The organism is Reinekea sp., assembly GCF_982785585.1.
The window spans coordinates 20,618-35,636 of the sequence record NZ_CEYAVF010000023.1 but is presented as its reverse complement, the minus strand read 5'-3'; the positions used below and the strand labels follow the sequence as shown (position 1 = coordinate 35,636).

Genomic DNA, 15,019 nt, shown 5'->3' with positions numbered 1-15,019 from the left:
TTTGCAGCCTGGTCACCTTTTGCAGCCTGGTCACCCTTTGCAGCCTGGTCACCCTTTGCAGCCTGGTTACCTTCGGCAGCCTGGTCACCCTTTGCAGCCTGGTCACCTTCGGCAGCCTGGTCACCTTCCTGAGGTGGACGACCTTCCTCACCGGGTTTACCTTCTTCACCTTCCTGAAGTGGGCGGCCTTCCTCGCCTGGCCCGCCGGCACCATTCTCGGTGCACTCTTCGCCTTCGATGCCTTCTATACACTGCTCGCCAGGGGCAGTACCTTCAGGCTTTGAAGTGGCCTCAACTGCATTGGATTCAGCAACCGAATCCGCGGTCAAAACATCACTGATTGCCGCTTCAATGTCCTGTGCGGCGGATTCCAAAGCCTCGGATATGTTGTCCAGGGTTAGTTCTGCGGCAAAGGTATTGACGGAAACAGCACCCAGACTAACGGCGATCATCGCGCCGAGCAGCTTTTTACTAAATTGGATCATGGTTTATTCCTAATTTCAGGGGTTAATCTATCTGCTATCTGCTATCTGCTATCTGCGACCGATTTTAGTATTACCAATGCAAAAAGTATAACTGTATTTAATTGAAGAATAAGAGACACCTAAAGACAGTCATTGAGGAGAACCGCATAATCCGAGATACATTAGCCCTCAATGCGTTCCTGGTTGCTGCTCTGATTATATCCTCGATGTTTACCGTGGCCACGACCGCCGATAGAGCCCGTTACGTCGCGCCGACCACCGCTCATCATCCCACCACGGTGCGCGTCGAGATAGGTTACCAGTTCCGCTGTTATCTCTGGTGCCAATAGGGTGTTCAGACGGTCGGTCAACACCTGAGTCTGGGCGCTGCGGCGGCTATCTCGGAGCGCTAACAGTTCAGCGCGGGTGGGTCGGGGGTCGGCCGCTCGCATAGCCTCCCTGTGCGTCTGCATCTGACTGCGCTGATCAGCCGAAAACGCGATAAGTAGGTCCAATACCTCGGCTTGCTGGCTTTCGGTTAGGTTCAATTGGCTAAAGATATAGCTCATCCGCTGCGCCGGATCGACAGCCCGGTTACCCATGGCAAAGGTGGCGACCGCGACGGTGGCTAGCGTGACGGTTATTAGGATGGTGCGGATATATTGCTTAAAGTGCATCATGGTTATGACTCCTAGAGGAAAATGACCAAGCCCATTGCCTTGGTTGAGATCCATCTTCGCGCCACAAGGTGCATAAAAAATGGCAGAAATGTGCAATGACATAACCTTGACCTATGGCTACTGAAAAGTTGCGCGGCCAGTTCGATTAGGGCCGGTCGAGCTCGGTTTGAAAGCGATAGCCGGCGCCATAGACGGAGTAGATATAGTCGTGTTCGGCGTTTAGGCCTAAGAGTTTCTTGCGCAATTTTTTAATATGGCTGTCGATGGTTCGGTCCGACACCACACGCCGATCGGTATAGATTCGATCGATAATCTTATCGCGCGAGAAGATCTGCTGCGGATGGCTCATCAGCAGTTGCAGTAACTTTAGTTCGACCACCGTTAATTCGATACAGTTCGCTCCCAAACAAACCTGACTGCCCTGATCGGGAATATGGAGGCGAGGTGATGCCTTCTCGCTGAGCGCCTGATGCTGCTGCGACCGGCGCATCACGGTCTTTACTCGGGCCACCAGCTCACGCAAACTAAACGGCTTGCAGAGGTAGTCATCCGCGCCCAACTCCAGGCCGACCAGCCGATCGATTTCTTCGACCTTGGCCGTGGTGATAATTATCGGCACATCACCTTGCCGGCGCAGATCCCGACACAGATCCAAGCCATCGCGCCCAGGCAACATCAAGTCGAGGATAACCAGGTCGGCCACATTGTCCGCCAACCAAGTGGCCATCTCATCGCCTCGGTTTAGAACCGTCACCTCGAAGCCGTCTCGGAGCAAATAATCCCGTTCCAATTCGGCTAAATGACGTTCATCTTCAACAATTAATATATGACTCATCTGCCGTGCTCCGGCACCGCGGGAAACCGGATAACCAGACGTAAACCGCCTAAACGGCCCGATGTCGCCTCGATACTGGCAGCGTGTGCCTCGATAATATTTTTAACGATGGCCAGACCCAGGCCGGACCCCCCACTGGCCCGACTGCGCGAGGCATCTACGCGATAGAGTCGATCGAACAGCTTGCTGAGATCTTCCGGGCCAACGCCTGGACTGGAATCTTCCCAGCTCAGCTCACTCTGGCCAGCGACGCTCACCAGTCGGACGCGCAGCTGACCGGGTTGGTCTGGGGTCCCGTCGGTATAACGCAGCGTGTTCTGCAGCAGATTGGTTAATAGCTGCACCAGACGCTTATCATCGCCGTGCACCCAGATGGGTTGGTCGGGCACTTGCCAGTCCAGTTCAATGTGCGCCTGCTCAAAGTTGGTTTGATATTGGCTGATGGTTTCAACCATTAACTCGGCCAGATCGATTACCTCGAAGCGGTAATTGAGCGTACCGGAATCCGACTGAGAGAGCTGATGTAAATCATTAATGAGTCGATTCAATCGCTCCGAATGTCCGTGCAAAGTGGTCAACCAGGCGGCATCTATCTGACGCACGCCATCCTGAGCCGCTTCGATATCCGCCATCAGGACCGCCACCGGCGTGCGCAACTCGTGGGCGATATCACTGACCCACTGTTGCCGGTCCTGATGATTTTGTTCGAGCACCACCGCCAGCCGATTGAATTGCCCGGCCAATTGCCCGAGCTCATCATGCCGATCGGCATCGACTGAGACCGTCAAATCGCCATCGGCCATCTGCCGCAAAGCCCGGTTTAGGCGTCGAATCGGCTTCACCAGCCAGCCGGAAAAGGGTAAGGCGAACAAGGCTGCAAAGGTGATGGCGAGTAGGCCAATGACCACGACCTGTCCCTTTAAACGGGACCTAAATAACCGATCAAATTGGGCGTCTACTCGGGCGGTTGGCTGAAACCCCAGACGGCCGACCAATTGCCCGGTCAGCGGTGATTCAATATCGAGCCAGAGGGTGTTTTCCGTTCCATTGCCACGCCCCAATATCGGTCGATTCTGTGCATCCTGAATACGCAGCCGGCCCAGGTAGTCACTGTGGGGAGGTGGATTCGAATGTCCGTTGCCGTTTTCCGGCTCTGAATTGCTCCCTGGAGGTTCTGTATTCAGGCGCAGTCGGTTATTGGAGCGACCCATGCGCTTGAGTTCGGCTGACGAAAAGGACTGACGCAAGACAGACATCCAGCTTGCCGAATCCTCTCGTAACCAATCCCAATTGCCCTGTACGTCATAGCGGGTGGCGATTGTATCGATCAGCACCGCCAGCTTTCTCGACTCCTGCTGCGCCACATAGGATGAAAAACTGTGACTGAAGGTCACCGCATTGAGCGTTAACAGAGCGGCCACCATCACGGCATTGGCCAAGACCAGTAGAATAAAAAGCTTGGTACGAATCGACACAAACATAAAACCTCATACACCTATCGAGTTGCCTAAGAGTAACAGCCAAATGTGCAAAGAAAGTGCATCCTGAATGACCTTTTTTGCAGACACGCATTGACCCAATGCTCGGGTATTATCGTATATAGCACTTAAATATTCCGCATATACCCCAGCCCAGAGATTCAGACTATGTTCGATAAATTGCTCGATCTCAGTATCGCTTATTCCTTTGACCAAACTGGCTACCACCGGCACGCTCGCCATTTTTCGGAATTGAATGCGGCCAAGTTTGCCGGTAAACATTTCCTAGTGACCGGCGGCAGCCGGGGCATTGGCGGCGCAGTTACCAAGGCCCTGCTGGCCATGGGCGCAGAGGTCACGGTAACCGCCCGGACACGACAGGATTTCGAGCAAAACTTCGCAGGCCAAACGCAGGTCAGCTTCCAGCCGTTGGATTTGAGTGATTTTAAGGCTATCCAAACCCTGCCGCTAGGCCACTACGATGGTCTGGTCTTAAACGCAGGCGGAATGCCCAGTACGCCGACTCTGGTGGATGGTCAATTCGATACGATCTTTGGGGCGCAGGTGGTCGGCCATTACCTACTCTTGAACCGCCTGATCGAGGAGGATCGTTTGCAGCCAGGCGCACCGGTTCATTGGGTCGCCAGTGGCGGGATGTACCTACATAAACTGCAATTGGACGACCTGGGTTGGCAAAGCAGGACCTACGACAAGGTCAACAGTTACGCCAACGCCAAACGAGCCCAAGTAGTTTTGAACGGACTCCTGGCACAGCGTTGTAAAAATCTGGTGTTTTCGTGCTCCCATCCTGGTTGGGTCGGCACGGATGCATTGGCCGAAGCCTTGCCAGGTTTCACCAATCGCATGGGCAAACGCTTACGCACGGCAGAACAGGGTGCCGACACCATTCTTTGGTGCCTCGAACAGGGTCAACAATTGAAATCTGGCCTGTTTTGGTTTGACCGACAACCGCGCGGAACGCGAGTCTTTTTTTGGACCAAAGAAAGTGACGCCGATCGCTTCGCCCTATTGGCCATGCTTGAGGCCGTCAAGGCGCGCTACTAGCTCGACTCGATAATAGCGCTGACGTCGGTAAACCGGGCCATCAGTTGCTCTAGGGCAGATGGACTGATTAGCTGGTAGAGCCTGTCGTCGCGGCTTGTGGTTCCTTGAATATAGCCACCGGCCATGTCGATATCGATCTGCTCCTCGGTAAAATACTGCACCCCTTCAATCCGATCCACCGCCAGCCCGACTCGGCTGTCGGGGAAGTCCAGGACCAGCATAAAGCTTGGTTGCGCAATACAACCAAGTCCACTCATCGTCAGCACATCCATTACCGCCAGCGTCTCTCCGCGCAGATTGATCAGTCCCATCACACCCAAGGCTTTACTCGGCACCGGATTTAGGGGTTGCCAGGGCACAACTTCTTTAATCAATGTTGCCGGAAATGCCACCGGTTGCGCATTTAATTGAACCACGACCCACATCTGCGTGGTGTCCATTGGGCGTCTCCTCACCGCGGCTATTACTCTTCAGGTTAGTGTGCAACCAGCCTGCACGCAAATGGCCCTCAGGGTGAAAATCCTAAAAGACTGCTAAGCTTTGAATGAATCCTTTAGTCGGCTAGCCGCGTGAAAATACTATGTCCAGCTTAGAGCATTTAAATACGGCTTTTGAGAAATTAGCCTGCGCCGAAAACCTCGATGATCTGCTCCGGCGTGCGGTTATGGCCCTGCAAGACCCATTGGGTTTTGACCGCGCAGGCATCCTCTTGTATGACTCGACCCGGCACCAACAGGTAGGCACTTGGGGCACCGATGCACAGGGCCAAGTGCGCAATGAACGGGGCTTTTACGCCCCCGTTAGCGCCGATCAAATCGTCCATCCCGAGGCAGAACGGATCCGTTATTGTGACAACGTCATGCTGCAAGATCTGGGTGCAGCTGTCGCCACAGGCTGGCAGCTGCAAGCGGCAATTTTTTCCGGTGATAGTCTTTTGGGTTGGATCTATGTCGACAATTTAGTCAGCCAATTGCCGATCGCCGCCGACCAGTGTGCGATGGCTCGTACCTATGCCAACGTCCTCGGACAACTTGTCAGACGCAATCAAACGGAGGACACCCTGATCGAGGGGCAGATGGTCAGTAACCGTAAAATGGTCTTATTGGCCGAGCAATTGGCCGGCCTGGTGCCAATGAGTGCTCGCTCGATAGGCAACCTGATTAATTTTATGGCTCTGCTATCGACCGATCAATTCAGTGGCGAAAATCAAGCGCTACTGAGCTCGGCACGCAAGTCCGCCGATCAATTGGCGCGCATTTACCGCCATTTTGAGGAAAGGGTGCACGACGCGACCGATAGCGACTGCCAAAACCTGCCGGCATCGGTGGTCCAGGCATACTGGCAGCGACAATTTACCGACCTGTTTGGCACTAGTTCACATCAGCTAGAGGTTACGGCGGATGATGCCCAGGCGATTATTGGCCTACCCTTGATCCTGTTCACCCAACTGGTTAAGGAACTGGTAACCAATGCTCTGATTCACGGCTTGGAGGCCTGTAGCGCTGGACGGACCCTGGTTAGGCTCAAACAGACCACCAAGGTGCTGATCGTAACGGTCGAAGATTCTGGGCCGGGTCTCGATCAGGACCAATATGTCGAAGTTCTCAAACTCTTCGTTACCTCCAAGCCCTATGAATACCTGGGCTCCGGACTCAGTGTGGTACAGCATTATGTTGAGCGCTGGTTTAACGGACAGCTCGATTTGGGCCCCTCGCAACTGGGCGGCCTCTGCTGTACCCTTACCATCCCAATTCCGATACCCGTAACAGCACCGGTACCCTGACATTAGGCCCAGAAACGGTATAGCACTCAACACATTTGATGAGTTTCCTGTGCCGCGTTCAGCGCTACCCTCGATGAAGCAGCGGTGCATGGATGCACCCAATTAACGGTGCCCAGCGTTACACCTGACTAGCGAGTTTGTGATGACAGATCTCCTGTTCCAACCCTCACCAGAGCAAATTGAAGCCAGTCAATTGACTTCCTTTGCCCGCCAACTCACTCACAGCAGTGGGCAGTCCTTTGCCAGCTATCAGGAGCTGCATCACTACAGCGTAACCGAGCTGGCGGCATTTTGGGCGGAGGTCTGGCGTTTCGGCCAGGTTCGCGGCGAGATGGGCGACCGCGTACTGACCGATCAGTCGATGCCGGGGGTTGAATGGTTCCCTGAGGCGCGCTTAAATTTTGCCGAGAATCTGTTAGCCGCCGGTAAGCCGGAGCACAGCGCATTGATTGCCTGCAGTGAATCTCGACCTGAGATCCGTCTGAGTTACCGTGAGCTGACCGACCAAACCCTGCAGCTGGCGGCTTTCCTAAAGCAAGACTGCAATCTACAACCCGGCGATCGGGTGGTCGCCTATCTCGGCAATACTCCTGAGGCCTTGATCGGCATGTTGGCGACCGCCTACCTCGGTGCCATCTGGGCATCGGCTTCGCCAGACTTTGGCTTTGAGGGCGCATGCGATCGCTTTAGCCAAATCGAACCGAAGGTGATGCTGGCCGGTAATGGCTACCAATATGGCGGTAAAACCTATGAGCGCCATGAGGTGGTCGCACAGCTGCGCAGCGCGATACCGTCGGTGACACACCTGATCAACGTCGCCGTGCTACCCGATGCGCCCGCACTGGCCAACAGCGTCGACTTTGCCAGCCTGGTGCAGGGTGATCGCGCCGTACCTGAGTTACACCGCTGGCCCTTTAATCAGCCCCTGTACATTCTCTTTTCCTCCGGTACCACCGGCAAACCCAAGTGCATCGTGCACGGCGCGGGCGGTACCCTGCTGCAACATATCAAAGAATTTCGTCTGCACGCCGATCTGTCCGCCGATTCGGTCTTCTTTTACTTCACCACCACCGGCTGGATGATGTGGAATTGGTTGGCCTCGGGCTTGAGCACCGGTGCGACCCTGGTACTCTATGATGGCAATCCGATGTACCCGGGGCCGACGGTTCTTTGGCAGTTAGCGGCCCGGCATGGCTTTACGCACTTCGGTACCAGCGCCAAATTTTTGGCGGCCTGTCGCAGCCAACAGTTGAGCACCGACGATCTCGATCTCAGTGCCCTGCGCACCGTGTTCTCCACCGGTTCGCCGCTGGCACCAGAAGACTTTGACTGGGTATACCAAGCCATCAAGCAAGACTTGATGCTGCATTCAATTTCCGGTGGCACCGATATAGTATCCTGCTTTGTCGGCGGCAATCCTTGGCAGCCGGTTCGGCGCGGCAAGATCCAGGCGGCCAACCTGGGTATGGCGATTGAGTCGTGGAACGATGAGGGCAAGGCGGTTATCGATCAACGCGGAGAGCTGGTGTGCACCGCGCCGGCCCCCTGCATGCCATTGGGATTTTGGCAGGACGATCAAAATCGTCGCTATCATGCCGCCTATTTCGAACGCTTTCCCGGCGTTTGGGCACAGGGTGACTTCTGCAGTATCGATGAGCAGGGTCAGGTGGTGATTTTGGGCCGCAGTGATACCACGCTGAATCCAGGTGGGGTGCGCATCGGCACGGCCGAAATCTACCGCCAGGTAGATGGCTTGACCGAAATAGCCGACTCGTTGGTCGTTGGCCGCGCCACGACAGACGATGTCGAGGTGGTGCTCTTTGTTGAGCTAGCGCCTACTATTGTGCTCGACGATGGGCTGCGTCAGCGCATCCGTCAGGCGATTCGCAGCAACACCACGCCGCGCCACGTGCCCAGCCATATCCTCGAGGTCGCGGCCATTCCCTATACCCGGTCTGGCAAAAAAGTCGAATTGGCGGTGACCCAAATACTGCGCGGCGAGGCACCGCAAAACCTCTCGGCACTGGCCAATGCCGAGTGCTTGGAGCAGTATCGCCTTTGGGCCGAGCATTTGAATAAGGGCAGCTAAAAGGCATGCTCGGGGTCGGCGAGATGATATTTCGCCGGCAGCCGGCACCGCGCTCTGGTAAACTGACAACTCAGCCCCTAGATGAACAATAGTGTGTTATTGATTACGGCAAATATCGCTCTCGGCGACGATGAAATAGAACTGAACGCCATTCGGGCGCAAGGCGCGGGCGGGCAAAACGTCAACAAGGTTTCCAGCGCCATTCACCTGCGCTTTGATATCCAAGCATCCTCCCTTCCAGAGTTCTATAAGGCGCGCTTGCTGGCGCTGAACGACAGTCGGATCACCAGCGAGGGCGTTTTGGTAATCAAGTCCCAGACCTTTCGCACCCAAGAAAAAAACCGCGCCGAAGCCCTCAGTCGGTTGCAGCAGCTGATTCAAGGTGCTGGCGTCGTGCAAAAGGCGCGTCGTGCCACCAAACCGACGCGCGGCTCCCAACGTCGGCGCATGGACAGCAAAACCCAAAACGGCAAGACCAAGGCGCTGCGCGGCCGGGTTCAGGACTGAGCTTCAGGGCTGGGGTTTATGATGCTTGTGCAATAGCGCCTGAAGGAAATTGCGCAGTATCTGGTCTTGGCACTCGCGATACAGTACATGGGTCGGTTTGCGGAAAAAAGCCGATAGCTCAGACTTGCCGAGGCGGAAGTTGGTTTCCTGCAGCAGGGCCAGTATGTCGGTCGAAGTCAGATTAAGCGCGATTTTCAGTTTTCGGAAGATAATATTATTGGTCAAGCGCGTTTCGGCCACGGGCTCCTCGCCCTCTTTCTTGCCGCGATGCTCAATAATAAAACCGTTCAGAAAGCGTGCGAGCTTGAGATCGGTACATTTCTGAAAATCCGGATCCTCATCTTTTTTCAACCATTGGCTGACGTCGGCGCGAGTCGCCTCCAGACCACCGGCGGCAAACAGGGCAATCATCTTCTTATCGGTCAGGCTAAAAATATAGCGTATTCGACGTAGTACATCGTTATTGGTCATAGTCGCTCTCGTGCACAATGGGTTGAGTTACAGCTGACCTAATTCTTCTTTCAGCTGTTTGAGCAAGGCTGCCGGCAAATTGGTGATGGTGAGCGATTCGTTTTCCGGATTGAAATTAACGTTCTTGCCGAGAATATCATTACTGAAACTGATCGAGACTTCTTTGCTTTTGCCGGTGTAGCGCAGGTATTTTTTCAGGCTTTTCCGATCTGGGATAAATTCGGCCTTCGCCTCAGGCTCGGTCTGCTGCATAAAGGTCACCAGGCTTTCCGACCGGGCGGGATCCTGAGCACTGGCCAGCGCCACGGATATGTCGTTACACACCACCGTCTCACCCAGCTTGTCTTGCTCGGTACAGTATTCGATGGCCTTGCGGCGATAATTGGCGCATTTCTCAGTGGGTAAGGTCTCGCTGTAGGCCTTGACGATGGCCATAAAGCGGTCGGTGTCGACCGAGGTGTCCAAGGTATCGACGAAATTAACCACATCGAGTAACGCCACCTGCAAGGACCGGTCACCAAAACCGAAGCTGAGCGTCAAATATTGCGCATCTTTTCGGCTCAAAGCCGCCAAGTCTATGACGCCGCCAAAGCCTAAACGACTAAAATCAATCATCGCTGCGTCGCCCAAATCTAAGTCATGGCTGAGATACAGGCCGGGCTTGTGTTTAAAGTGAAAGAACCACAGCTGGTCACCCTGCTCCAACGTCTCTTGCGCAAACAGCCAATAACCCTCGATATCTAACTCACGAGCAATCAATTCCGTTTGCAAGTGCTTCATCCACTGCTCGGTTAGGGTGACAAAGCCTAGGCTCCGGCTGGCCCATTGACCGGCCAGGGCTTTAACGTGCCCGGCCTCGTCACTGAAGCGACCATACTGCTTGTTGCTGCGATTATAGAAGGCGTTCTTAACCTGACCTAGGAGGTCATGCAACGGCTCATCAATGCCAAGCTCATCGGCACGCAGCTGCAGGGCGTTGGTAGTGCTGTTACGGAAAAATTGATGAACAATGGCATTGCTGATAGACATGAGGCGGTCACATTCGAGTTAGCGTATCGGAACGGCGCAGTATAGAGCGTGCATCGCACCGACACAAACTCGCTGTCGGTGCGCGGTTCAGGACGAATAGGCCTTGCCCAATACAACCACGGATTGGGCCAGCAACAGATACGCGCCCTTAACAATCGGCGGCTCCTCAGGTAGCAGGCCATTATTTCGCGCCGTATCGCACAGGGTGACCCAACCACTGATCGGATTAGCCGGCAGGGTAAACTCCATGTCGGCAGCGCTGGCATTGAAGATCACCAGATAATACTCATCACAGAGGTGCAAATTTACCGCTGGATTCTTAATGTCACTGGATAACAGCATGGCGAACGACTGGGTTTTCGGGTCATGCCAGTCCTTGATCTCCATGACATAGCCGTCCGGCCGATACCAGTGCACCTCGTCGGATGAAAAGGGCGACTGGAAATTCAGCTGGCCCTTGAGCACCATGTCGCTGAACAAGGAACTGCTTTTGCGCAACGCGATGACCTGCCGAGTAAAGGCTTCGAGCTGGATATCGCGTTCGTCCCATTGATACCAGCTGATATCGTTATCCTGGCAATAGGCGTTGTTATTGCCGCGCTGAGTCCGGCCCAGCTCATCACCGCCGAGAAAATGCACCGCACCCTGGGACATCATCAGGGTGGCGATAAAATTACGCTTCTGCCGAGCGCGTCGCTCGACAATTTGCGGGTCGCGGGTTTCGCCCTCGACACCGTGATTGAAACTCAGGTTATTGCCGTGACCGTCCATATTGTGTTCTTGGTTGGCCTCATTATGCCGATTGTTGTAGGAGACCAGGTCGTGCAGGGTGTAGCCATCATGGTAGGTGACGTAGTTAATGGTCGCTGAATAGCCCATGGCGCCCTTGTGAAAGACATCACTGGAGCCCATCAGGCGGGTAGCAAAGTCGCCAGTGATACCCTGATCGCCGCGCCAAAACTGGCGTACCGTATCGCGAAACTTATCGTTACATTCGTACCAATTTTCTGGGAAATGACCCAATTGATAGCCGTGCCGACCGATATCCCATGGCTCGGCAATCAGTTTGGCCGCGGATAGAACGGGGTCCTGCATAATGGCCTTAAAGAAGGTGGCTTCGGGCGAGAAGTCCCATTTTTCGCGTCCGAGACTGGCCGCCAAATCGAAGCGAAAGCCATCGACCCGATATTCGCTCATCCAGTGCCGCATGCTGTCGAGAATCAATTTCAACGCATAGGGATGGTGGCTATTAACCGAATTGCCACAGCCGGAGTTATCGATGTAATGGCTATAATTGTCCTCAAAATAGCGATAAAAACTGCGCGGATGTAGGCCCTTATTGGCAATGACCGGGCCCAACATGCCGCCTTCGGCGGTGTGGTTGTAAACCACATCGAGGATCACCTCGATGCCGGCCTGGTGCAGGGCATTAACCATGGTCTTAAACTCGGTTACCGCATCTTGGTGGGCATACCGCGGCTCCGGCGCAAAAAACAACGCCGGGTTATAGCCCCAATAGTTGGTCAGATCGAGGTCATTGAGACGGTGTTCGGGCATAAAGGCAAAACAGGGCAAGAGTTCGACCGAGGTGATGCCCAGGCGCTGCAGATGTTCAATGCTGGCCGGATGCGCCAGACCCAAATAGGTGCCCCGGATGGCTTCGGGGATGGCCAGATTCTTTTGGCTAAAGCCCTTAACATGGCACTCATATATTAGCGTTTCCCGCCAACTGATGTGCGGTGACTCGGCAGTCCACTGGAACGGCATCTGACCCGGTATGCGCCCTTTCGGAACGTGCTTGGCGTTATCCTTCAGATCCATCACAAAGTCGCCTTGGACCTCGGCATCGTGCGCAAAAAGATAGCTATTAGCCGTTAACGGGCCCGATATTTCCGGCGCATAGGGATCGATAATTACCTTATGGGGATTAAACCAGAGCCCATTGATCGGTTCAAAGGGGCCATAGGCGCGATAACCGTAGCGCCGTCCCGCCAACATCCCGTCGATATGACCGTGCCAAACATCCCCAGTGCGCGACGGGAGGCGATGCCGACTCAGCTCGTTGTCTTGCTCATCGAATAGGCAGACTTCAATACCCTGGGCCAGGGGCGCGTACACGGCGAAATTAACACCATTACTTAAAACCTTGAGCCCCAGCGGTAAGGGCCTCCCTGCACTTACGCCCGTCACCGGACTTACTCGAGTCATCATGGGGAACCTTCTCTCCTATCGTGCGAGCAACCGATACCCTTGGTTACCCTGTACGCCTGTTAAATTCGCTTCAGAAAAATGGTCGCCAACGGCGGCACGCTAATATCCAATGAAAATTCTAGCCCGTTGGCCGGTTCATCGGCGCTGTCATATAGATTGCCGATATGGTAATTGCTTCCACCATAAAAATGCGAATCGGTGTTGAGGATTATTTCATATTGACCGGCACTGGGCACACCGATCCGGTAGCGAGCATGGGGCGTGGGCGTCATATTCGAAACTACCAGCACCAGCTCGCCCTGATCACCAAACCGGGCAAAGCTGAACACACTGGCGGCGGAGTCGCTGTGGTTCAACCAGCGGAAGCCACTCGGATCGCAGTCACGTTGATGCAAGGCGGCTTCATCACGATGCAACCGATTGAGATCCTTGAATAAGTTTTGCATGCCGCTGTGACGTTCGAACTGCAACAAATACCAGTCAAGTTGGGCCTGGTGGTTCCACTCGATACCCTGGGCGAATTCGTTGCCCATAAAGTTTAATTTTTTCCCAGGGTGACCGTACATATAGCCATAATAGGCCCGTAAGTTCGCGGTTTTTTGCCATTCATCGCCCGGCATCCGCGCCAGGATGGAGCCCTTGCCGTGCACGACCTCATCGTGGGATAGGGGCAAGACGAAGTTCTCGTTAAATGAATAAACCATCGAAAAAGTCAATTCGTCGTGGTGGTAGGCTCGATGCACCGGGTCACGACCAATGTATGCAAGCGAATCGTGCATCCACCCCATATTCCATTTGAAGCCGAAACCTAAGCCGCCGGCGAACACCGGCCGGGTAACCCCATCAAAGGCGGTTGACTCCTCGGCAATGGTAATGGCTTTCGGGAACCGGCCATAAACCGTGGTATTAAAGCGCTTGACCAGTTCAATGGCCTCATAATTGTGGTTGCCACCGTTCACGTTCGGGACCCACTCACCACTTTCGCGCGAGTAGTCCAGGTACAGCATTGAAGCGACGGCATCGACCCGCAGGCCGTCAATATGGAAATAATCGAGCCAAACCAAGGCCGATGAGATCAGGAAGTCGCGCACAGTGAAGCGCCCAAAATCGTAAATATAGGAGTTCCAGTCGGGGTGCCAACCGCGTTGCGGATCTTCATATTCGTAGAGCGCTGTGCCATCGAATCGGGCTAGGCCGTGGGTATCAGAGGGGAAATGGGCTGGTACCCAATCGACCAGAACCGCGATGTTTTGTTGATGGCATTGATCGACAAAATACTTGAAGTCATCGGGCGTGCCATATCGGCTGGTCGGCGCAAAAAGCCCTAATGGTTGGTATCCCCAACTGCCATCGAATGGATGCTCACTGATCGGTACGAATTCGACGTGGCTGAAGTTCATTTCACAGAGATAAGGAATCAGATGGTCGGCCAGTTCGCGGTAAGTCATGGGGCGACCTTCCATATGGCGCCACGACCCAACATGCAGCTCATAGGTCGTCATTGGGGCCTTGGTTGCCGCAACAATCTCGCGTGCTTGCCAGGCCTGGTCCTGCCACGGATACTGGCTGTGATCAAAGACAATGGAATTGAATTCCGGATATTGGGCGCAATAGAAGTTATAAGGATCGGACTTGTGCGGCAACAGGTGCCCGCGCATGTCCTTTAATTCGAACTTGTATTTGGCGCCGGCAGCAAGTTCCGGCACAAACAGGCGCCAGATACCATCCTCACTGCTTTGCATCGGATGAATCCGACCATCCCAATGGTTAAAATCGCCGATCACACTGACCGATCGAGCATTGGGGGCATAGACGGCAAAGCGCACACCGTGCAGCGGACCCTGACGGGTCGGAGTGCTGCATAACTGAGCACCCATGGTTTTATACAGGGTATCTGAACTGCACGGGAAATCCTCGAGGGCGCGTTCGGTGAACTGGTAGGCGTCCACGACCCGCCAGCTATCCTTCCCCTTCTCGACCTGGAGGCTATAAACAGGTTTATCAGCGCCTTCAACACACAATTCGAACAAACCGGGACCTGCCTGGTCCATCGCTCCGTAATCTACTGTGCCATCAATAGACAGCGCCCGAACGCGATCAACATCCGGCAGGAAGACTCGTATCAACCATGCCTTATCCTGCGGAAAAACACCTAAGGAATCGAATGGCCGCGCTTCGAGAACATTGTTTAGTCGCTTCGCAAGATGAGTCATGAGGCGAGGGGTCTCCTTATAATTGTTATTGGGCTTAAGACTACCAATCCGTAATTAACACTTTAATCGTTGTTTCGATATTAGCGGAATACGGCTAAGAAAGCAGGTGCAGACAGGACAGGGTGGAGTTTTTTGATGCCACTGACACATATTCAACTGGATAATCCAAGCTACCGGGGGATAACAGAGACGAT

At 54.3% G+C, this 15,019-nt stretch carries 13 protein-coding genes; 4 read left to right on the top strand and 9 right to left on the bottom strand.

Features of this window, described 5'->3' with window-relative positions; all coding sequences use genetic code 11:
- From AC4FIC_RS10340 to AC4FIC_RS10325, 4 genes are all read right to left on the bottom strand, one after another.
- Positions 1 to 485: hypothetical protein (locus AC4FIC_RS10340; protein ID WP_476194986.1), on the bottom strand; the 485-nt coding region annotated here is incomplete at its 3' end.
- 161 nt (positions 486 to 646) lie between these two features.
- Positions 647 to 1,144 (bottom strand): Spy/CpxP family protein refolding chaperone, encoded by a 498-nt coding sequence (locus tag AC4FIC_RS10335; protein WP_100258431.1) that lies wholly within the window; start codon positions 1,142 to 1,144, stop codon positions 647 to 649.
- A 145-nt stretch (positions 1,145 to 1,289) separates the two neighbouring features.
- Positions 1,290 to 1,979 (bottom strand): response regulator, encoded by a 690-nt coding sequence (locus AC4FIC_RS10330; RefSeq protein WP_100258432.1) that lies wholly within the window; start codon positions 1,977 to 1,979, stop codon positions 1,290 to 1,292.
- Entirely contained in the window at positions 1,976 to 3,460 is a 1,485-nt protein-coding gene (locus AC4FIC_RS10325; protein WP_100258433.1) for an ATP-binding protein, read from the bottom strand. The genes AC4FIC_RS10330 and AC4FIC_RS10325 overlap by 4 nt, the downstream gene beginning before the upstream one ends.
- A gap of 165 nt (positions 3,461 to 3,625) precedes the next feature.
- On the opposite strand from AC4FIC_RS10325, the gene AC4FIC_RS10320 reads away from it, so the two are divergent.
- On the top strand, positions 3,626 to 4,522 hold the full coding sequence (locus tag AC4FIC_RS10320) for an SDR family NAD(P)-dependent oxidoreductase (protein ID WP_100258434.1): 897 nt from the start codon (positions 3,626 to 3,628) through the stop codon (positions 4,520 to 4,522).
- On the opposite strand, the gene AC4FIC_RS10315 is transcribed toward AC4FIC_RS10320, so the two are convergent.
- Positions 4,519 to 4,962 carry a chemotaxis protein CheW gene (locus AC4FIC_RS10315; protein WP_100258435.1) on the bottom strand — a complete coding sequence of 148 codons (444 nt, stop codon included), beginning with the start codon at positions 4,960 to 4,962 and terminating at the stop codon, positions 4,519 to 4,521. The genes AC4FIC_RS10320 and AC4FIC_RS10315 overlap by 4 nt on opposite strands.
- A gap of 140 nt (positions 4,963 to 5,102) precedes the next feature.
- Here AC4FIC_RS10315 and AC4FIC_RS10310 point away from each other — a divergent pair, with 140 nt between their 5' ends.
- The 3 genes from AC4FIC_RS10310 to arfB all read left to right on the top strand — a co-directional run bounded on the left by AC4FIC_RS10310 (position 5,103) and on the right by arfB (position 8,901).
- Entirely contained in the window at positions 5,103 to 6,305 is a 1,203-nt protein-coding gene (locus AC4FIC_RS10310) for an ATP-binding protein (RefSeq protein ID WP_100258436.1), read from the top strand.
- 142 nt (positions 6,306 to 6,447) lie between these two features.
- Positions 6,448 to 8,394, top strand: a complete 1,947-nt coding sequence (locus tag AC4FIC_RS10305; protein WP_273286309.1) for an acetoacetate--CoA ligase — start codon at positions 6,448 to 6,450, stop codon at positions 8,392 to 8,394.
- Positions 8,395 to 8,475: 81 nt separating this feature from the next.
- Positions 8,476 to 8,901 carry an alternative ribosome rescue aminoacyl-tRNA hydrolase ArfB gene (arfB, locus tag AC4FIC_RS10300; RefSeq protein WP_405124665.1) on the top strand — a complete coding sequence of 142 codons (426 nt, stop codon included), beginning with the start codon at positions 8,476 to 8,478 and terminating at the stop codon, positions 8,899 to 8,901.
- 3 nt (positions 8,902 to 8,904) lie between these two features.
- Here arfB and AC4FIC_RS10295 read toward each other — a convergent pair whose 3' ends face one another.
- From AC4FIC_RS10295 to glgB, 4 genes are all read right to left on the bottom strand, one after another.
- Complete coding sequence (locus AC4FIC_RS10295) at positions 8,905 to 9,372, bottom strand: YehS family protein (RefSeq protein WP_100258438.1); 468 nt, start codon at positions 9,370 to 9,372, stop codon at positions 8,905 to 8,907.
- A gap of 27 nt (positions 9,373 to 9,399) precedes the next feature.
- Entirely contained in the window at positions 9,400 to 10,401 is a 1,002-nt protein-coding gene (locus AC4FIC_RS10290) for a nucleoid-associated protein (RefSeq protein ID WP_100258439.1), read from the bottom strand.
- An 87-nt stretch (positions 10,402 to 10,488) separates the two neighbouring features.
- On the bottom strand, positions 10,489 to 12,612 hold the full coding sequence (gene glgX / locus AC4FIC_RS10285) for a glycogen debranching protein GlgX (RefSeq protein ID WP_100258440.1): 2,124 nt from the start codon (positions 12,610 to 12,612) through the stop codon (positions 10,489 to 10,491).
- A 59-nt stretch (positions 12,613 to 12,671) separates the two neighbouring features.
- Entirely contained in the window at positions 12,672 to 14,825 is a 2,154-nt protein-coding gene (glgB, locus tag AC4FIC_RS10280) for a 1,4-alpha-glucan branching protein GlgB (protein ID WP_100258441.1), read from the bottom strand.
- Positions 14,826 to 15,019: the final 194 nt, after the last annotated feature.

Bases quoted from the DNA above. Each gene is read 5' to 3' on its own strand.
- AC4FIC_RS10335 (WP_100258431.1), bottom strand. From the start codon at position 1,144: ATGATGCACTTTAAGCAATATATCCGCACCATCCTAATAACCGTCACG.
- AC4FIC_RS10330 (WP_100258432.1), bottom strand. From the start codon at position 1,979: ATGAGTCATATATTAATTGTTGAAGATGAACGTCATTTAGCCGAATTG.
- AC4FIC_RS10325 (WP_100258433.1), bottom strand. From the start codon at position 3,460: ATGTTTGTGTCGATTCGTACCAAGCTTTTTATTCTACTGGTCTTGGCC.
- AC4FIC_RS10320 (WP_100258434.1), top strand. From the start codon at position 3,626: ATGTTCGATAAATTGCTCGATCTCAGTATCGCTTATTCCTTTGACCAA.
- AC4FIC_RS10315 (WP_100258435.1), bottom strand. From the start codon at position 4,962: ATGGACACCACGCAGATGTGGGTCGTGGTTCAATTAAATGCGCAACCG.
- AC4FIC_RS10310 (WP_100258436.1), top strand. From the start codon at position 5,103: ATGTCCAGCTTAGAGCATTTAAATACGGCTTTTGAGAAATTAGCCTGC.
- AC4FIC_RS10305 (WP_273286309.1), top strand. From the start codon at position 6,448: ATGACAGATCTCCTGTTCCAACCCTCACCAGAGCAAATTGAAGCCAGT.
- arfB (WP_405124665.1), top strand. From the start codon at position 8,476: ATGAACAATAGTGTGTTATTGATTACGGCAAATATCGCTCTCGGCGAC.
- AC4FIC_RS10295 (WP_100258438.1), bottom strand. From the start codon at position 9,372: ATGACCAATAACGATGTACTACGTCGAATACGCTATATTTTTAGCCTG.
- AC4FIC_RS10290 (WP_100258439.1), bottom strand. From the start codon at position 10,401: ATGTCTATCAGCAATGCCATTGTTCATCAATTTTTCCGTAACAGCACT.
- glgX (WP_100258440.1), bottom strand. From the start codon at position 12,612: ATGATGACTCGAGTAAGTCCGGTGACGGGCGTAAGTGCAGGGAGGCCC.
- glgB (WP_100258441.1), bottom strand. From the start codon at position 14,825: ATGACTCATCTTGCGAAGCGACTAAACAATGTTCTCGAAGCGCGGCCA.